The following is an 18906-nucleotide window of genomic DNA, read 5'->3' as shown; positions in this document are numbered from 1 at the left end:
GGGGGCAATCCCGGTATAACGGTTCCAGTTTAAATCAGAGCGACAATTCCGCCATGAAACTTGCAACTTACAAAGACGGTTCCCGCGATGGCCAACTGGTGGTCGTCTCCCGGGACCTCGGTCAGGCCCATTACGCTTCGGGCATCGCCAACCGCCTGCAGCAGGTTCTGGATGACTGGAACTACCTGTCGCCCCAGCTGCAGGACCTGTACAACGCCCTTAACAGCGGGCACGCCCGCCACGCCTTCCCCTTCGATCCGCGCCAGTGCATGGCGCCCTTGCCGCGCGCCTACCAATGGGTGGGTTCGGTGGCCTATGGCAGCCACGCCGAGCTGGTGTATCCGGCCACGGAGGCCTCCGGGGCTGCGGGAGGCTCTGCCGACCCACTGCTATACCAGGGCGCCAGTGACGCCCTGGCCGGGCCGTGCGACGCCATTGCCTGCGCCAGCGAAGAACTGGGAGTGGACTTTGAAGCCCAGCTGGCGGTGGTGAGCAGCGATTTGCCCGTCGGCTGCCCGGCAGATCGGGCACTGGAGGGCATCCGCCTGGTAATGCTGGCCAATGCCGTGAGTCTGCGTGCCCTGTCACCGGCCGAGCAGGCGCGGGGTTTCGGCCCGCTGGGTAGCAAACCCGTTACCGCATTCAGCCCGGTGGCCGTCACCCCCGACGAACTGGGCGAGGCCTGGACGCGGGGGCGGGTGCAACTGACCCTGCACAGCACTTGGAACGGCCGTAAGGTCGGCCTGTGTGACGCGGGGGCGGACATGACCCACCCCTTCGGCAAGCTCCTGGCCCACCTGTGCAGAACCCGCCCGGTGCGCGCCGGCTCCATCGTCGGCTCCGGGGCGGTGAGCAACCAGGGCGTGACCACCAAGGGGAGCACGGACTGGCCCAAGGGCTACAACTGCATCGCCGAGAAGCGCGCCATGGAAACCCTGCAGGACGGCAAACCCAGTACCGACTACCTGCGCTGGGGCGACACCATCCGTATCGAGATGAAGGGGCGCGACGGCCACAGCATTTTTGGCGCCATCGAGCAGGAAGTCGTCGCCCCGGCGGGCCGGGACGCCTAGCCCCGTGCCAGCTGCAGGACAAACGTCTTGGCGCCGCGCAGCATCATCTCGATAGCCACGGACACCAGGACCAGCCCCATGAGCCGCTCGACGGCCACCACCAGCCGGGTTCCGATGACGCGCTGAATGCGCTCGGCGGAAACCAGCACGATGGCGCTGATGAGCATGGTCACGCACAGTGCCCCGATCCACTCCATGCGGCGATCGGGCTGCTGCGACACCAGCAGCAGTACGGTGGCCAGGGCCGAGGGGCCAGCCACCGCCGGCACCGCCAGGGGCACGATCAGGGGTTCCTCCAGGATTTCTCCTTCTGCCGGGGCCGGCGGAGGGAACACCATGCGCAGGGCGATCAGGAACAGGATCACGCCGCCGCCGATCTGCAGCGACAGCTCGCTGAGGTTCATCACCCGCAGGAAGCTGTCGCCCACGAACATGAACGCCAGCAGCAGGGCAAAGGCGATCAGGATCTCGCGCAGGATCACTCGCGCGCGCCGTTCGGGGGCCACGTGCTTGAGGGCGTTGGCAAAAATGGGGATGTTGCCAATGGGGTCGGTAATGAGCACCAGCAGGATGGTGGCAGACGCGAAGGTGTAATTCATCATGGGGGCATGTCCTGTGGGGCGCGGCGTCCGGGCTGCGCAGGCGCAGTCGGGGCAACGCCGACAAAAGAACCCGGTCATTTGCTCTAGCGCAAAGCACCGCGGGTTGGCGGGATGATAATGCGGCCCATGCAAACCCTGCGCCATTTCACGTTCGTCACCCGCCTTGTGCTGGTGTGGTTCGTGCTGTCGCTGGGGGTCGCCGTGGCCTCGCCCATCATCAAGCCGCAGGATATCCTGCTGGTTTGCACGGGTGCCGGCGCGATGAAGGTGCTGGTCAAGGCCGATGACGGCAGCACCAGCGATCTGGGCAGCAAGACCATGGACTGCCCGCTGTGCACGCCCATGACCGCACTGCTGTCGCCCGCCTCGCATGCGGCCCTGGGGCCTGCCCAGCCGCTGTCGTATGCCCTGCAGGACATTGCCGCGGTGCACGACGCGGCGCGCGCCGCTGCGCCGCTGCCGGCGCGCGGCCCTCCTTCTCTCTGAACTATCAAATTCATAGCGCCTGACGCCGTATTTGCGGCGGTTTTGGGCCTTTTGCTTGGTATTTTGGAGTTTCCATGCGCAGACATCGCATTGCCCTGGCGTTGGCCGTGGCGTCCCCTGGCATTGGGCCGGTGTGGGCTCAGGTCGCTGCCCCGCAGCCGTTACCGGCAACCAGTGTGACGGCCGACGCCCCGGTCAAGTCGCTGGGCATGGTGACTGTCAACAGCGGCCAGCCGACCTCGCTGCCGACCCAGATCCCGACCACCATTGAAGGCGTGACGCGGGAGCAGATCGAAGAAACGATCAACGCCACCGACGCCGAAGACGCGCTGAAGTACTTCCCCAGCTTGCTGGTGCGCCGCCGCTACATCGGCGACTACAACCACGCCGTGCTGTCCAGCCGCGCGTCGGGCACGGGCAACAGCACCCGTTCGGCGGTGTACGCCGACGGCATTCTCCTGTCCAACTACCTGGGCAACGGCGCCACCTATGCGCCCCGCTGGGGCATGGTGACTCCCGAAGAGATCGAGCGGGTGGACGTGATGTATGGCCCCTTTTCTGCCGCCTACCCGGGCAATTCGGTGGGCGCGGTGGTGGAATATGTGACGCGCATGCCCACCGCACTGGAAGGCCATGTGAAGGTTTCGGTCTTTCAGCAACCCTTCAGTCTGTACAACACCAGTGAGACCTACAGCGGCAACCAGGCCAGTGTTTCGCTGGGCAGCAAGAGCGGCGACTGGTCGTGGTGGATCAACGCCAACCGCACGGACAGTGCGGGCCAGCCGCTGGTCATTGCCACCAAGGCCACAACCGCGACCGTTGCCGGCCCCTCGCTGGGGGCGGTCAGCGGTGCAATCGGCGGCCTGGACAAGACCAATGTGCCCTGGTACATCCTGGGCACCAGCACCCAGTACCACACCGTCCAGAACCACGAGAAACTCAAGCTGGCCTACGACTTTTCATCCACGGTGCGGGCCAGCTACACCCTGGGGTACTGGAACAACAACGCAGAAGGAAACCCGGTCTCCTACCTGAAAGATGCTGCGGGCAATGCCGTCTATGGCGGCAAGCGCACCATCAACGGTCAGATCTACCAGATCGACGGTTCGTTCAATGCGTCCCGCGAAAGCCTGGAGCATTTCATGCACGGCCTGTCGGTCAAGAGCCATACCAAGGGCGTGTGGGACTGGGAGGTGGCCGCCAGCCTGTACGACTACGCCCGCGACCTCAACCATGCCACTACGGTCAATGCCGCATCCACGCTCAGCGGTGGGGCGGGAACCGGCGCCACCGTCACCGACCAAAAGGGCACCGGCTGGACGGCGGTGGCCGCCAAGGGGACCTGGCGACCGCAAGGCATGCAGGGCGCGCACATTGCCGACATGGGTTTCCAGCAGGAAAACTACCGCCTGCGCATCCTCAAGTCCAACACGGTGGGCGAGTGGATGACGGGTGAAGCCGGCACGCTCAGCTCCGACGTGGGTGGCAAAACCCAGCTGCAAAGCGTGTACGGGCAGGACACCTGGACGTTTGCGCCGCGCTGGAAGACGGTGCTGGGTGCCCGGGTGGAGCGCTGGAGTGCCAGCGGCGGCTACACCCAGACCGCCACCAGCGCCCTGACCTACGCCGACCGCAGTGAAACCTACCTGTCACCCAAGGCCGCCGTGGCGTTCCAGGCCACGGCAGACACGACGCTGAAAGTATCGGCCGGGCGCGCCGTGCGCATGCCCACGGTACAGGAGCTGTATGGCGCGACCAGCGGCACCTTGACGGTGGTAAACGACCCGGATCTCAAACCGGAGAAATCGTGGACCACCGAGTTGTCGGCGGAAAAGGACCTGGGCAACGCGGTGGTGCGCGTGACCCTGTTCCAGGAAAACGTGCGCGACTCCATCTACGCCGAATCGCTCAGCACCACCGTCACCCGCATCACCAATGTGGACGCCATCAACACCACCGGGCTGGAAATCGCCTTCCAGGGCACGGACAACCTGATCCGCGGTCTGGACCTCTCCGGCAGCATCACCTACGCCGATTCGCGCATTGTGGAAAACGCCGGCTATGTGACCACTCCCGGCGACACCATCGGCAAGCTCCAGCCCCGTGTGCCGCTGTGGCGTGCCTCGGCCCTGGCCAACTACCGCTGGAATGGCCAGTTCAACACCTCCATCGGGGTGCGCTACAGCGGCGACCAGTATTCCACCCTCAACAACGCCGACGTGAACGGCTTTGCCTACACCGCCGCCAGCCGCTTTCTGGTCGTGGATGTGCGCGCGCGCTATGCCTTCAGCCCCAAGTTGGTGGCGGCCCTCGGTATCGACAACCTGACCAACGAGGAGTACTGGAATTACCACCCGTATCCCAAGCGCACGCTGGTTGCCGAACTGACCTACGATTTTTAACCCAAGGACGTTTCCATGAAATTCACTATCAAATCCATAGCTGCCTGCGCACTGTCCATGGCGGCTGGCGCCTCTTTTTCCCATGTTGTGCTGCAGGATGGCGCCGCCGCGGCCGGCACCAGCTACCGCGCGGTGCTGCGCGTGGGGCATGGCTGTGACAGCTCTGCCACCACGGGCCTGCGGGTCACCATTCCTGCCGGGTTCAATGGCGCTCAGCCCATGCCCAAGCCGGGCTGGACGGTGGTCACCAAAGTCGGCAAGCTGGCCGCCCCCTACGAGAGCCACGGCAAGACCTATACCGAGGGGGTGCTGGAAATCACCTGGACTGCCAATGGCCCCGAGAATGCCCTGCCGGCGGCCTATTACGATGAATTCGTGCTGCGGGGCACCACACCGGCCAAACCCGGACCGATCTGGTTCCCGGTGGTGCAAAGCTGCGAGAAGGGCGTCAACGCCTGGGTGGATGTGCCGGCTTCGGGCAACTCCACCAAAGGTCTTAAATCGCCGGCAGCGCTGTTGGAGGTGCTCGACATCCAGGCCGCTGGCGAGCATGCGCACTGAAACCATTTTTTAACCAAGGAAGACCCATGAAACTCAAAACTATCGCTGCCATCCTCGCGCTGTCCGCCGGCACCCTGTATGCCCAGACCGTGGACATCAAGGACGCCTGGGCCCGCGCCACCGTCCAAGGCCAGACGGCCACCGGCGCCTTCATGAAACTCACAGCCAAGGAAGGCAGCAAACTGGTGGCCGTCTCCAGCCCCGTTGCAGGCGTGGCGGAGGTGCATGAGATGAAGATGGACGGTGGCGTCATGAAAATGCGCGCCGTGCAAGGCGGGCTGGACTTGCCTGTGGGCAAGGCCGTGGAGCTCAAGCCCGGCGGCTACCACGTGATGTTGATGGACCTGAAGGTGGCCCTGCAGAAGGACACCACCATCCCCATGACCCTGGTGTTCAAGGACGCCAAGGGCGTCGAGACCCGCAGCGAACTCAAGGTTCCGGTGTCGGCAACGGCGCCCGCCAGTGCCGCTGACATGGGTCACGGCATGCACGGCAAGCCCTGAGCCGGCGCCTTTCGCAGGTCATGACAGCCACCCGATTCCACGCATTGCTGCACCGCCCCTGGGTGGTGTGGCTGGCCGTGTGGGTCGGTTCCCTGAGCGCGCTGGTTCCCACGGTGTCGCACGCCGTGGCGCACGGGCACCGCGCTTCCTGGATTGAAATCTGCACCTCCAGCGGACCGCGCACCGTGGCCGTCGAGGCGCCTGCCCGGCAGGAGCCGGCCCAGTTCCTGGACCACTGCCCGTTCTGTCTGCAGGGGCTGGAGCGGGCGGCACCGCCACCGCCGCCACCCCTCTTTTCCTTTCTGGATGCGGGCCGGCAGCAGCCGTGCCCGGGCGACCTGGATCGGGGCCACTGCGGCACGCCGGCCCTGGCGCCACCGGCGCGGGGACCCCCGCTTTTCGTCTGAACCTTGTACATGGAGTGCGCGTTCCGGCCCGTGTGGCGGTTCGCGCCCTTGGCCCGTGGGGGCCGCCGAACAGGATTTTTGACGGAGAGAGAAATGCAGGAAGAAGTACTTTTATTGGACCTCCCGGCCCGGCAGGATGTGGACGCAACGGGCGCGGCAGATACGCCCTGTACGCAGTGCAAGTCCCGGGGACTGTGCTGGCCGAGTGACCTCGACCCTGGCGCGCTGGAGCGTGTGGGCCGCGCGGTTCTGGCGCGCCGAACCGTCAAGCAGGGGGAGGTGCTGATCCACCAGGGCGAGCGCTTTCAGAACGTCTATGCCATCCAGTCGGGGTTTTTCAAGACGGTGGTCATTTCCAGCGACGGGCGCGAGCAGATCACGGGCTTCCAGATGACGGGTGAGTTCGTCGGGCTGGACGGGATCGAGCGGGACCAGCACAGCTGTGCCGCCGTGGCGCTGGAGGATTCCGAAGTTTGTGCGCTGCCGTTTGTGCGCCTGGAGGCGCTGGCCCGCGAGATGGACGTCCTGCAGCGCCATCTGCACCGGGTGCTGAGCCAGGACATCGTGGTCAAGAGCAACGCCATGCTGCTGCTCAGCAGCATCCGTGGCGACAAGCGGCTGGCCAGCGTCCTGATCAACCTCGCGCAGCGTCTGCACGCACGCGGGTTCCCCGCCACCGAGCTGGACCTGCGGATGACACGCATGGACCTGAGCAATTTCGTGTGCCTCAAGTACGAGACCGTCAGCCGCATCCTGTCCCAGCTGGTGGCCGATGGCATCCTGGAAATCAGGCGGCGCCATGTGCGCATCCTGGACCACGCGGCGCTGACGCAACTGGCCAGCTTGCAGGCGCGGGGGAGCGTGCCGCGCACCGTGCCGTAGACGGCCCGTGCAGCGGGGACGGCGGTGGCCAGATGTCTGGCGTTGGAGTAAGCTGCCAACTGTTCAGAGTTGACCACCTCCACGGGAGCGAGCATGAGTGACGCAGACACTACCGGATTCGGAAAATTTGTGCCGGGCTTCGATTTTTTGCAGAACCTGGCCAAAGGGGCCACCAGCAATATTCCGCAAATGCCCAACCTCGGCAACTGGGTTGCTCCCACGTTGAGCGTGGAGGAGCTCGAAAAACGCATTGAAGAACTCAAGGCGGTGCATTTCTGGCTGGAGCAGAACTCGCGCGCCCTGGGTGCCACCATCCAGGCGCTGGAGGTGCAGAAGATGACGCTGGCCACCCTCAAAGGCATGAATTTCAACATTGGTGACGTGGCCAATGCCCTGAAGCTGAAGGCGGCCGAATCGGTGCAATCGGGGGTGCAGCGTGTCACCGAGCGGGCGGCGTCCACGGCCAAGACCCTCTCGGACGTGGCTACGGGTGGCGCCCGGGTAGCGGCCAAGGTGGGCAAGGGTGGAAAAGCCGCCGCCACGGGCAGCGCGCTGGTGGATCCCCTGCAGTTGTGGGGCGCACTGACCCAGCAATTCCAGCAGATCGCCGCCGGTGCATTGAAAGAAGCGGGCACCAAGACCGCCATGGACGTCACCCGGAACATGGCAACCGGGCTGGCCAAGGAGGCGTTGAAATCGGCTTCGGCCGCGGGCAAGAAGGCCGTGACCAAACGGCGTGCGGCTGCCACCAAGCCGGCGGCCCGCAAGACCCCGCGCAGCCGTTAGGCCCCAGGGCCGGATTGCAGGCGGTGGCGGAATGAAGCGCTTTCCTTACGCACATGCCACGCATCCGCAGTGGCCCATGGCCGCCGCCCTGGTGCTGGCGCAGCTGCGGGCCCAGATGGCCTTGCCGGGGTATGCCGAGACTCCCACACTGGCATTGCTGTACCTGACCGACCACTATGCCGATGCGGCCCGCGACATCCTGGAGTACCTGGAGTCCGAATTGCCCCTGGTGACCGATTGGTCGGGCACCGTGGGGGTGGGCATCGTGTCCAACAACGTGGAGTACTGGGACGAGCCGGCCATGGCCGTCATGCTGTTGGAGCTGCCCAGTGACCAGTACCGCGTGTTTTCCGGCGTTGCCCCGCTGGGGCTGGGTTTTGAGGCCCATACCGCCCTGGTGCATGCGGACGCCGATACGGCGGACCTGGGGGAGCTGGTTGCAGAGTTGGCGGCCCGCACCGAGTCGGGCTACCTGTTTGGAGGCGTCTCCAGCAGCCGCACGCAGGGCCTGCAGTTCGCCGTGGGGGGCGACGGCAACATCAAGGGCCACGGTGCGGCCGGCGGCGTCTTCAGTGGCGGCCTCAGCGGTGTGGCATTTGGGCCGGAGGTGGGGCTGGTTTCGCGCGTGACCCAGGGGTGCATGCCGGTTGCCCCGGCGCGCACCGTCAGTGCAGCGGACCGCAACGTGGTGCTGTCTCTCGATGGGCGGCCCGCGCTGGACGTGATGCTGCAGGACCTTGCCATTTCGCTGGAGGCGCCGCAGCAAGCCCTGGACGTGGTGCGCGCCACGCTGGTGGGGCTGGTGCAGCCACCGCAGGCCACGGGTGGCGGGGATGCGGGGGGCAAGGCCCCCCAAGCGGTTGCCGCGGTGGCCGCGCACCCGGTGGCGGTGCGCCAGACGGGCAATTTCGGGGACGATGTGGTGGTGCGCCACATCATCGGGCTTGATCCCGCCCGCCGTGGCATTGCCGTGGCCGATCACGTGGAGGCGGGGGCGCAACTGGTGTTTTGCCAGCGCAATGTGCAGGCGGCCCGGGCCGACCTGACCCGCATCTGTGCAGAAATCCGCGACGAGCTGGAACCCCCGGAGTGGGCAGCGGAGTCGACACAGCGCATTGCCGGTGCGGTGTATGTGAGTTGCACCGGCCGCGGTGGCCCCCATTTCGGCGGCCCCAGCGCGGAGCTGCAACTGGTGCGCCGGGTTCTGGGCGATGTGCCCCTGGTGGGGTTCTTTGCCGGGGGTGAGATTGCTCACCGGCATCTGTATGGCTACACCGGCGTCCTGACGGTTTTTGTCGGGAACGCTTAGGCCGGACGGAGCGCCATACCCGTGGCGCGTAAAATCGGGTCAATGAAACGTGTTATTTGTGCGCTGCGACTGGCCGTGCGGGCCGGGCCGCGGGCACTGCTGCTGGCGGTTCTCGTCAGCGGTTTGTCTCCCCTTGCGGCGCAGGCCGCCGACGCCTGGACTTTTGGTGTGCTGTCCCAGCGCAATGCGGTGCTCACGGCCCGATACTGGAACCCGATCTTTGATTACGTGCGGAGCAAAACCGGGGTGGTTCTGGAGCTCAAAGTGGCCCGCAGCGCGCCGGAGTCCAATGCGGCCACGGCGCAGGGCGCGTACGACTTCGTCTATTCCAATGCCCTCTTCCAGCCCCGGATGGCGCAGGCCAACTACCAGGTGATCTTGCGCCCCAACGACGACGCCATTACCGGACAGATCGTCACCCTGGAAAACTCCTCCATCCAGACCTTGCACGCGTTGCGTGGCCAACCGGTGGGCTTCCCGTCGCGGGAAGCGTTCGTGGGCTATGCCGTGCCGATGGACGCCCTATTGCGCCAGGGCATCGCGGTGGTGCCGGTGTACGGCGGCAACCAGGAAGGCATCATGGCTCAGCTCAAGGCCGGGCGCGTGGTGGCCGCCGGCGTCAACGGCCAGCTCATGCAGAGCTTTGCTGCACGGGAAGGCATGTCTTACCGCGTGCTGTGGGAGTCGCCCGCCTTTCTCAACCTGCCCATTGCGGTGCATCCCCGCGTGCCCAAGGCGGTGGTAGATGCCGTTCGGCAGGCCGTAGACGGCATGGATTCGGATGCCGAGGGCCTGCGGGTGCTGGAGGCGACGGCGCGCGTGATTGGTCAGAAGCCCCCTTACGGTTTCCGCATGAGCAGTCCCGCAGACTACCGCAGCTATCGGGATTTCTACCGGCACACCGTGCTCAAGGAAGGGCACTGAGCATGGCCGTCCTGCGCACGCGGTGGGGGCGGCTGCCCCTGATGGCCCGGTTGCTGACCACCACCGGGATGGTCCTGTTTCTGGCCGGAGCGGCCATGCTGCTGGTCGCGGCGCGACACGACGCGGCGCAAGTCCGGGCGGACCTGAAGTCTGCGCTGGCCCTGGAACTGCGCATTTTGCCGTCGGCATTGGCCGAAGTGGTCGTGATCGGGGACTTTGCCGCCCTGCAGCGGACGCTGGACCGCTACGTGCCCGGGCAGTTGATCCTGTCGGCGGAGTTCCGGGACGTTACGGGGGCCCGCGTGCATGCCGAGGACGTGCGACCACTGCCGCAATCGCCCGGCTGGTTTGTGCGCTGGTTCGGCTTTCCTGAAATTTCGGGCAGCACGCCGGTCGTGGTCGGGGGGCGTGTGTATGGCGAGCTGACCCTGACCCTGACCGGCCAGGTGCTGGCGGACCGGTCCTGGGCGCGCCTGCAAGACCAGTTTGCGCTCCTGTTGCTGGCCATCCTGCTGAACTTTGCGGGCATCTGGCTGGTCTTGCGCTCGGGGCTGGCGCCGCTCAAGCAGCTGGAAATCCGGGCCAACGCCATGGCGGCCGGTCATCTGGATACCAACCTGACGCTGCGCGGCAGCCCGGAAATCCGGAACCTGACGCGGGCCCTGGACCGCATGGCCAAGAGCATGCTGGCCGCGCAGAACGATTTGCAGAGCACGCTCCATGCCATCCCCGATGTGCTGTTCGAGATGGGGCTGGATGGGCGCTACCACACCATCCAGTCGCCGCGCGGGGCGGTGATGACGGTGGCGACGGAGGCCTTGCTGGGCAAGCGGGTGTCCGACGTGTTTGCGCCGGAGGTTGCCGCCATTGTGCTGGGCGCCTTGCAGGAGGCCAACGAACACGGCTATTGCATGGGGCGCCAGCTGGAGGTGACCCGGGGTGACACGCGCAAGTGGTTTGAATTGTCGGTGGCCCGCAAGAAGGACCGTCCGGAAGACGGGCCGCGCTTCGTGGTCTTGTCGCGAGACATCAGCGAGCGCAAGCAGGCGGAAGTCCGCCTCCAGCTCTGGGCCAGCGTGTTCACTCACGCCCGCGAGGCCATCATGATCACCGATACCCGTGGCACCATCGTCGAGGTGAACGACACGTTCAGCCGCATTACCGGGTTCGCCCGGAGCGAGGCCATCGGGCAGAGTCCGCGCATCCTGCAGTCGGGCCGTCAGCCCAAGGAGTTCTACGCCGCCATGTGGCATGACCTCACGACCAAGGACCATTGGTACGGCGAAGTCTGGAACCGGCGCAAGAACGGCGAGGTGTATGCGGAGATGCTCAACATCGGTTCGGTGCGCGATGCCAACGGGACGACGCAAAACTACGTGGCCCTGTTCACGGACATCACCTCGATGAAGGAGCACGCGCAGCAGCTCGATCACATCGCCCACTACGACGTGCTGACCAGCTTGCCCAACCGCCGGTTATTGGCCGATCGCCTGCAGCAGGCGCTGGTGCAGAGCCAGCGGCGCAAGCATTCGCTGGCGGTGGTTTTCCTGGATCTGGATGGTTTCAAGGCTGTGAACGACACCTACGGCCACAACGTCGGGGATGAGCTGCTGATCGTGCTGGCTCAGCGCCTGAAGGCCGTCCTGCGGGAGGGCGACACGCTGGCCCGTATCGGTGGCGACGAGTTCGTGGCCGTCCTGACCGACCTGGTGCACACGCAGGATTGCGAGCCGGTGCTGGAACGCCTGCTGCAGGCGGCCGCCGCCTCCGTGACGGTGGGGGACGCGACGATGCAGGTTTCCACCAGCATGGGCGTGACGTTCTATCCCCAGGACGGGGTCGATGCCGACCTGCTGATGCGCCAGGCGGACCAGGCCATGTATGCCGCCAAGCAGGCGGGCCGCAACCGCTACCACCTGTTTGACGTTGCCCACGATGCGGCGGTGAAGATCCAGCGCGAGAGCCTGGAGCACATCCGCCAGGCGCTGGAGCGGCGTGAGTTCGTGCTGTATTACCAGCCGAAGGTGAACATGAAGACCGGCGAAGTCACCGGTGCGGAAGCGCTGATCCGCTGGCAGCATCCCGAGCGGGGGCTGCTGGCCCCGGCGACGTTCCTGCCCATCATCGAGGACCATCCGTTCAGCGTGGAACTCGGCGAATGGGTGATTGCCACGGCGCTGGCACAGATGAGCCAGTGGAGCCAGTCCGGCCAGCGGGTGGCTGTGAGCGTCAACATCGGGGGACGCCAGTTGCAGCAGACGGGTTTCGTGGAACGCCTGCGCGAGTTGCTGGCGGCCCACCCGGAAGTTCCCCGCCACAGCCTGGAGCTCGAAATCCTGGAGACCAGCGTGCTGGAAGACATGGCGGAGGTTTCCGAAATCATGCACGCCTGCCGCGCCGCGGGGGTGCGCTTTGCGCTGGATGATTTCGGCACCGGCTATTCCTCGCTCACCTACCTCAAGCACTTGCCGGCCGAGCTGCTCAAGATCGACCAGAGCTTTGTGCGCCACATGCTGGGCAACCCCGATGACCTGGCCATCGTCAAGGGTGTTATCGGGCTGGCCACAGCGTTTGGCCGCGAGGTGATTGCCGAAGGCGTGGAGTCGGCGGCCCACGGTGAGCGCCTGCTGGCGCTGGGTTGCGAAATGGCGCAGGGTTATGGCATCGCCCGCCCCATGCCCGCGGCGGATTTTCCCGACTGGATGGCGCGCTGGCGCAGCGCCGCCAACTGGGAAGCCTGAGCTACACGCCGCGCGCGCGATCGGCCTTGAACTGCTGGCGGAAAGCGCCAAAGGTGCCGGCATCCAGCGCTTCGCGCACCTCGCGCATCAGGTTCAGGTAGTAGTGCAGGTTGTGCACGGTGGCCAGCATGGGGCCCAGCATCTCGCCGCAGCGGTCCAGGTGGTGCAGGTAGGCACGGGAGAACCCCTCGCGCCCGCCCTGGTCCCACGAAACACCCGAGGTTCCGGCGCAGGCATAGCAGGTGCAGCTGGCGTCCAGCGGCTGGTGGTCGGTCTTGTGGCGCGCGTTGCGGATCTTCAGGTCGCCATAGCGGGTGAACAGCGTGCCGTTGCGCGCGTTGCGCGTGGGCATGACGCAGTCGAACATGTCCACGCCCTCGGCCACGCCCTGCACCAGGTCCTCGGGCGTGCCCACGCCCATCAGGTAGCGCGGCTTGTGGGCCGGCAGGCGGTGCGGCGTGTGCGCCATGATGCGGTTCATCTCGTCCTTGGGCTCGCCCACGCTCACGCCACCGACGGCGTAGCCGGGGAAGTCCATCTCGACCAAGGCTTCGAGTGATTCCTGGCGCAGGTTCTCGAACATGCCGCCCTGCACGATGCCGAACAGCGCATTCGGGTTCTCCAGCTTAGTGAACTCGGCCTGGCAGCGCCTGGCCCAGCGCAGCGAGAGCTCCATGGACTGGCGCGCCTCGCTCTCGGTAGTGATGTGGCCCTTGGTGTCGTAGGGCGTGCACTCGTCGAACTGCATGACGATGTCGCTGTTGAGCACGGTCTGGATCTGCATGCTGATCTCGGGGGTCAAAAACAGCTTGTCGCCGTTGACCGGCGAGGCAAAGCGCACGCCTTCCTCGCTGATCTTGCGCATCTCGCCCAGGCTCCAGACCTGGAAGCCGCCCGAGTCAGTCAGGATGGGCTTGTTCCACTTCTCGAAGCCGTGCAGGCCGCCAAAGCTGGCCATCACGTCCAGGCCCGGGCGCATCCACAGGTGAAAGGTGTTGCCCAGGATGATCTGCGCGCCCATGTCCTCCAGACTGCGCGGCATCACGCCCTTGACCGTGCCGTAGGTGCCCACCGGCATGAAGATGGGCGTCTGCACCACGCCGTGGTTGAGCGTGAGGGTGCCGCGGCGGGCGTGGCTGGTGGGGTCGGTTTTCAGGAGGTCAAATTGCAGCATGGGGAGATTCCGAGGGAGTGGGGCATTGTACGAAGCCCGTCCGCCAGGGCTGCGGTGGCCGGTCGCGCCGCTCAGGCCAGCGTTGTGAGCAGCCCGGCGGCCAGGGCCAGCAGGGTGCAGCCGGTCAGGCCGTCCAGCATGCGCCAGGCCACCGGGCGCACGAACAGGGGCTGGAGCCAGCGCGCGCCGTAACCCAGTGCCACAAACCAGCACAGGCTGGCCGCCACCACGCCCCCTAGGTACGCGCCCTGGAGCGGCCCCGGCTGGCGTGCGCCCATGGAGCCGATCAGCAGCACCGTGTCCAGGTACACGTGCGGGTTCAGCAGGGTCAACGCTGCCAGTTGCGCCAGCACCAGCGGCCGGGTGTGCGTCGGGTTGTGGCCCACCGTGGCGTGGGAGCCGCCCTGCCATGCCCGGCGCAAGGCCAGGCCGCCGTAGGCCAGCAGAAACAGGGCGCCGGCGGCGGCCATTCCGTGGGCCCAGCGGGGTGAGCCGGCTACCAGTGCGGCCATGCCGGCCATGCCCAGCGCCGTCAGCACGGCGTCGGCCGAGGCGCAAAACAGCACACACATGCCCACGTACTGGCGCTGCAGCCCCTGGCGCAGCACAAACAGGTTTTGCGCCCCGATGGCGGCGATCAGGGACAGGCTGAGCAGAAAACCGCCCGCCAGGGTGGAGAGGGGGGCTGAAACGGTGGGAAATGTGGGCATGGACCGCAAGCATGCGCGTTGTGCTCAAATTAGGCCAGTTAACTTTGCTAAGTATTATTAAGGATTACTACATGCTGGACTACCCCAGTCTGGAAGCCCTGGCCGCCGTGGTGCGGGAAGGCAGCTTTGAGCGCGCGGCGCAGGCGCTGCATGTCACGCCCTCGGCCATCTCGCAGCGCGTCAAGCTGCTGGAAGAGCGGCTGGGCCGGGTGCTGGTGTTGCGCAGTCAACCCTGCGCGGCCACCGAGGCCGGGCGCCAGCTGTGCCGCCATGTGGAGCAGGTGGGTCTGCTGGAGCATGGCCTGCGCCAGGCGCTGCCGGGGGTGCTGCCCGAGCCGGATGCAGGCGAGCGGGCTACCCTGCGCGTGGCGGTGAACGCCGACAGTCTGGGTGGCTGGTTCATGGAGGCGGCCCGGCGCTTTACGGAGGGTGGCACCGAGCTGCTGGACATCAGCCTGGACGACCAGGACCACACCGCGCAATGGCTGCGCAGCGGCGAGGTGCTGGCGGCGGTCACGGCCACGCCCAAGCCGGTGCAGGGCTGCAACAGCGTGGCCTTGGGGCACATGGCCTACGTGGCGGCGGCCAGCCCGGCCTATGTGCAGCGCCACTTTGCAAAAGGGGTAGACCGGCAGAGCCTGGCGCATGCGCCCGTGCTGGTCTTCAACCAGAAGGATCTGCTGCAAAAGCAGTGGCTGGATCAGCACTTCGGCGCGGGCCTCAAGCCGCCGCGCCACTGGTTTCCGGCCACCCAGGCGTTTATCGATGCCGGCCTGGCGGGCATTGGCTGGGGCATGCACCCGGTGGAGCTGGTGGCGCCCCACCTGGCCTGCGGCACCCTGGTGGCTTTGCGTCCCGATGCGACGCTGGATGTGGCGCTGCACTGGCAGCATGTGCGGGTGGCGCTACCGGCCTTGCAGCGCCTGACGCGGGATGTGTGCGCGGCGGCGCGGGCGATCCAGCGGGTACCCGGGGCCTGAGCCGGGAATCAGGCCGGTCGGGGCGCGCGCGCCAGCAACATGGCGTCGCCGTAGCTGAAGAAGCGGTACTGGCGTTCTATGGCCGTGCGATAGAGCGCCATGATGTGGTCGTAACCGGCAAAGGCGCTGACCAGCATCATCAGGCTGCTCTTGGGCAGGTGGAAGTTGGTGACCAGTACGTCAATCAGCTTGAACTCGAACCCGGGCGTGATGAAGATGCGCGTGTCGCCCCGGGCCACGCCGCTGTGCGCCCAGCTCTCCAGCGTGCGGACCGTGGTGGTGCCCACGGCCACCACGCGCCCGCCGCGGGCGCGGCAGTCGGCAATGGCCTGCTGGGTGGCGGCCGGCACTTCGTACCACTCGCTGTGCATCTGGTGCTCGGCCAGGTTCTCCGTCTTGACCGGCTGGAAGGTGCCGGCGCCCACATGCAGCGTCACATGGGCGCGCTGTACCCCCATGGCATCGAGTTGGGCCAGCAGGGTTTCGTCAAAGTGCAGGGCCGCCGTGGGGGCGGCCACGGCGCCGGGGTGCTTGGCAAACACCGTCTGGTAGCGCAACGCATCTTCGGGCGAGTCGGTGTGGGTGATGTAGGGCGGCAGCGGCACGTGGCCGTGGGTCTCCATCAGGGTGTAGGGGTCGTCGCCCGCGTCGTTGGCGAGCACAAAGCGGAACAGGGGGCCGTCGGCGTCCGGCCAGCGCCCCAGCAGGGTGGCGCTCAGGCCGTCGGCGTGGCCGGGGGCGCAGACCAGCTTCACGGTGGCGCCCACCTCGGGTTTCTTGCTCACGCGCATGTGGGCCGCTACCTGGTTGCCGCCCAGCACGCGTTCGATCAGCAGTTCGACCTTGCCGCCGCTGGCCTTCTCGCCAAACAGGCGGGCGTTGAGCACCTTGGTGTCGTTGAACACCAGCAGGTCGCCGGCCCGGAGCAGGCCGGGCAGTTCGCGGAAGACGCGGTCCACCGGCGGGTTGACGGTGCCATCCAGCAGGCGCGAGCCGCTGCGCTCGGGGGCGGGGTGCTGGGCGATGAGGGCCTCGGGCAGGGCGAAATCGAAATCGCTCAGCGTGTAGGGGGTGGTGACGGTGTTGGTGACCGCCAGGGATGCAGGTGTGGACATAGTGCTTGAGGGTTGAACAAACCCGTACCAAGGGTGAAAGAACGGGCAGAATTGTCCCATGCCGCACAGCACCGCCCTTGCCACCCCCGCACCAGCCGCCAAGCCCGAGCCCAAGAGCCCGGCGCAGAAGGCGCTGGAGAAGCTGGGGCTCAAGCGTGACATCGACCTGGCCTTGCACCTGCCCCTGCGCTACGAGGACGAGACCCGCATCACCCGGCTGCGCGATGCCCGCGAGGGCGACACCATCCAGATTGAGGCGGTGGTGACGGCCTGCGAGGTGAGTTTTCGGCCGCGGCGTCAGCTTATCGTCACGGTGGACGACGGCACCGACACCTGCACCCTGCGTTTCTTCAGTTTCTACCCCTCGCAGCAGAAGGCGCTGGCGGTGGGCAACCGCATCCGGGCGCGGGGCGAGGCCAAGGGCGGTTTCCTGGGCTGGACCATGCTGCACCCCAGTTTCCGTACCGCTGGTGGCGAGCTGCCCACCGCGCTGACGCCGGTCTACCCCACGGTGGCCGGCTTGCCGCAGCCCTACCTGCGCAAGGCGGTGCAGGCGGGGCTGGCGCGGGCCGAACTGTCGGACACCTTTGCGCCGGGCGACCTCAGTGTGCTGGACAAGGGCCTGGGGCACCACCCCCTGTGGACCCTGCGCCAGGCGCTGCTGTTCTTGCACCACCCAACGCCCGACGTGTCGCTGGACACGCTCTCGGACCACAGCCACCCGGCGTGGCAACGGCTCAAGGCCGAGGAATTGCTGGCGCAGCAGCTGTCGCAGCTGCAGTCACGGCGGGCACGGGCGTCCCTGCGGGCGCCGACACTCGCCATGGCGTTCCCGGAGCCGGTGGGCTCGCTGCACAACCGCCTGCTGGCCACCTTGCCGTTTGCCCTGACGGCGGCGCAGCGCCGGGTCAGCGCGGAAATTGCCAACGACATGGCCCGCCACGTGCCCATGCACCGCCTGCTGCAGGGCGATGTGGGCGCGGGCAAAACCGTGGTGGCTGCGTTGGCCGCCGCCATCTGCATGGACGCCGGCTGGCAGTGCGCGCTCATGGCGCCCACCGAAATCCTGGCCGAACAGCACTTTCGCAAGCTGCTGGGCTGGCTGGAGCCGCTGGACATCACCACCGCCTGGCTCACCGGCACGCAAAAAACGAAGGAGCGCCGAGCCGCGCTGGCGCTCATCGAGAGCGGCGAGGCCAAGCTGGTGGTGGGCACGCACGCCGTCATCCAGGACAAGGTGCACTTCAAGAACCTGGCGCTGGCCATCATCGACGAGCAGCACCGCTTTGGCGTGGCCCAGCGCCTGGCGCTGCGCGGCAAGCTGCGCCACGAAGCCATGGAGCCGCACCTGCTGATGATGACGGCCACCCCCATTCCGCGCACGCTGGCCATGAGCTACTACGCCGATCTGGATGTCTCCACTTTGGACGAACTGCCCCCGGGGCGCACGCCCATCGTGACCAAGGTCGTGAACGACGCCCGGCGCGACGAGGTGGTGGAGCGCATCCGCGCCCAGATTGCGCAGGGGCGGCAGGTCTACTGGGTCTGCCCGCTGATCGAGGAAAGCGAGGCGCTGGACCTGACCAACGCCACCCAGACCCACGCCGAGCTGAGTGAGGCCGTGCGCGACGTGCCCACGGCCAGCGGTGCGCTGGCCCAGGTGGGCTTGCTGCACTCGCGCATGCCAGCGGACGAAAAGAAAGCGGTGATGGCCGCGTTCACCCAGGGCCACATGGCCGTGCTGGTGAGCACCACGGTGATTGAAGTGGGCGTGGACGTGCCCAACGCCTCGCTGATGGTCATTGAGCACGCCGAGCGTTTTGGCCTGAGCCAGCTGCACCAGTTGCGTGGCCGGGTGGGGCGCGGCGCGGCGGCCTCGGCCTGCGTGCTGCTGTACTCCACGGGCGATGCCCCGCGGCTGGGAGAGGCGGCGCGCGAACGCCTGCGGGCCATGGTGGAAACCAACGACGGCTTCGAGATCGCCCGGCGCGACCTGGAGATCCGCGGCCCGGGCGAGTTCCTGGGGGCCCGCCAGAGCGGCGAGGCCATGCTGCGGTTTGCCGATCTGGCCACCGATACCGTGCTGCTGGAATGGGCGCGCAAGGAAGCCCCCATGCTGCTGGACCAGCACCCGGCGCTGGCGGAAAAACACGTGCAACGCTGGTTGGGTGGAAAATCGGAGTATTTAAAGGCTTAGCCGCCCGCGGATACTGCGCAGATAGCTATCAAATTTGTATCAAACTGATCTGAT

The 18906-nt window shown here is 66.6% G+C and carries 17 protein-coding genes; 13 read left to right on the top strand and 4 right to left on the bottom strand.

Translation table 11 applies throughout. The features are described 5' to 3' along the window. Positions 1–53: 53 nt before the first annotated feature. Entirely contained in the window at positions 54–1073 is a 1020-nt protein-coding gene (locus AC1Q5W_RS08350; RefSeq protein ID WP_492644835.1) for a fumarylacetoacetate hydrolase family protein, read from the top strand. On the opposite strand, the gene AC1Q5W_RS08345 is transcribed toward AC1Q5W_RS08350, so the two are convergent. Next, the gene (locus AC1Q5W_RS08345; RefSeq protein WP_492646154.1) at positions 1070–1672 is read right to left on the bottom strand and encodes a MarC family protein; all 603 of its coding nucleotides are present in this window, start codon (positions 1670–1672) and stop codon (positions 1070–1072) included. The two genes, AC1Q5W_RS08350 and AC1Q5W_RS08345, sit on opposite strands and share 4 nt — an antisense overlap. Before the next feature lie 129 nt (positions 1673–1801). Here AC1Q5W_RS08345 and AC1Q5W_RS08340 point away from each other — a divergent pair, with 129 nt between their 5' ends. From AC1Q5W_RS08340 to AC1Q5W_RS08295, 10 genes are all read left to right on the top strand, one after another. Then, on the top strand, positions 1802–2161 hold the full coding sequence (locus tag AC1Q5W_RS08340) for a DUF2946 domain-containing protein (RefSeq protein ID WP_492644836.1): 360 nt from the start codon (positions 1802–1804) through the stop codon (positions 2159–2161). A 74-nt stretch (positions 2162–2235) separates the two neighbouring features. Continuing rightward, positions 2236–4563: a TonB-dependent receptor gene (locus AC1Q5W_RS08335; RefSeq protein ID WP_492644837.1), complete on the top strand. Its 2328-nt coding sequence runs from the start codon at positions 2236–2238 to the stop codon at positions 4561–4563. Between the two features lie 15 nt (positions 4564–4578). Continuing rightward, the gene (locus AC1Q5W_RS08330) at positions 4579–5124 is read left to right on the top strand and encodes a YcnI family copper-binding membrane protein (RefSeq protein ID WP_492644838.1); all 546 of its coding nucleotides are present in this window, start codon (positions 4579–4581) and stop codon (positions 5122–5124) included. 26 nt (positions 5125–5150) lie between these two features. Beyond that, entirely contained in the window at positions 5151–5627 is a 477-nt protein-coding gene (locus AC1Q5W_RS08325; protein ID WP_492644839.1) for a copper chaperone PCu(A)C, read from the top strand. Between the two features lie 20 nt (positions 5628–5647). Continuing rightward, positions 5648–6034, top strand: a complete 387-nt coding sequence (locus AC1Q5W_RS08320) for a DUF2946 family protein (RefSeq protein ID WP_492644840.1) — start codon at positions 5648–5650, stop codon at positions 6032–6034. Between the two features lie 93 nt (positions 6035–6127). Then, positions 6128–6916, top strand: coding sequence for a cyclic nucleotide-binding domain-containing protein (locus AC1Q5W_RS08315; protein ID WP_492644841.1), 789 nt, complete (start codon positions 6128–6130; stop codon positions 6914–6916). A 93-nt stretch (positions 6917–7009) separates the two neighbouring features. Continuing rightward, complete coding sequence (locus tag AC1Q5W_RS08310; protein WP_492644842.1) at positions 7010–7702, top strand: PhaM family polyhydroxyalkanoate granule multifunctional regulatory protein; 693 nt, start codon at positions 7010–7012, stop codon at positions 7700–7702. Between the two features lie 31 nt (positions 7703–7733). Continuing rightward, complete coding sequence (locus AC1Q5W_RS08305) at positions 7734–9011, top strand: FIST signal transduction protein (RefSeq protein WP_492644843.1); 1278 nt, start codon at positions 7734–7736, stop codon at positions 9009–9011. A gap of 42 nt (positions 9012–9053) precedes the next feature. Next, the gene (locus AC1Q5W_RS08300; RefSeq protein ID WP_492644844.1) at positions 9054–9935 is read left to right on the top strand and encodes a phosphate/phosphite/phosphonate ABC transporter substrate-binding protein; all 882 of its coding nucleotides are present in this window, start codon (positions 9054–9056) and stop codon (positions 9933–9935) included. Positions 9936–9937: 2 nt separating this feature from the next. Next, entirely contained in the window at positions 9938–12676 is a 2739-nt protein-coding gene (locus AC1Q5W_RS08295) for an EAL domain-containing protein (RefSeq protein ID WP_492644845.1), read from the top strand. 1 nt (position 12677) lies between these two features. On the opposite strand, the gene tgt is transcribed toward AC1Q5W_RS08295, so the two are convergent. Then, entirely contained in the window at positions 12678–13850 is a 1173-nt protein-coding gene (tgt, locus tag AC1Q5W_RS08290) for a tRNA guanosine(34) transglycosylase Tgt (protein ID WP_492644846.1), read from the bottom strand. 71 nt (positions 13851–13921) lie between these two features. Next, positions 13922–14560: a LysE/ArgO family amino acid transporter gene (locus AC1Q5W_RS08285; RefSeq protein WP_492644847.1), complete on the bottom strand. Its 639-nt coding sequence runs from the start codon at positions 14558–14560 to the stop codon at positions 13922–13924. A 71-nt stretch (positions 14561–14631) separates the two neighbouring features. Here AC1Q5W_RS08285 and AC1Q5W_RS08280 point away from each other — a divergent pair, with 71 nt between their 5' ends. Further along, positions 14632–15540, top strand: coding sequence for a LysR family transcriptional regulator ArgP (locus AC1Q5W_RS08280; RefSeq protein WP_492644848.1), 909 nt, complete (start codon positions 14632–14634; stop codon positions 15538–15540). Positions 15541–15548: 8 nt separating this feature from the next. On the opposite strand, the gene queA is transcribed toward AC1Q5W_RS08280, so the two are convergent. Beyond that, positions 15549–16655, bottom strand: a complete 1107-nt coding sequence (queA, locus tag AC1Q5W_RS08275) for a tRNA preQ1(34) S-adenosylmethionine ribosyltransferase-isomerase QueA (protein WP_492644849.1) — start codon at positions 16653–16655, stop codon at positions 15549–15551. Between the two features lie 58 nt (positions 16656–16713). On the opposite strand from queA, the gene recG reads away from it, so the two are divergent. Then, the gene (recG, locus tag AC1Q5W_RS08270; RefSeq protein WP_492644850.1) at positions 16714–18852 is read left to right on the top strand and encodes an ATP-dependent DNA helicase RecG; all 2139 of its coding nucleotides are present in this window, start codon (positions 16714–16716) and stop codon (positions 18850–18852) included. Positions 18853–18906: the final 54 nt, after the last annotated feature.

The sequence above is a fragment of the Rhodoferax sp. MLSD5-FHT05B10 genome, assembly GCF_058793415.1.
This window is presented reverse-complemented; position numbering and strand designations above follow the sequence as displayed.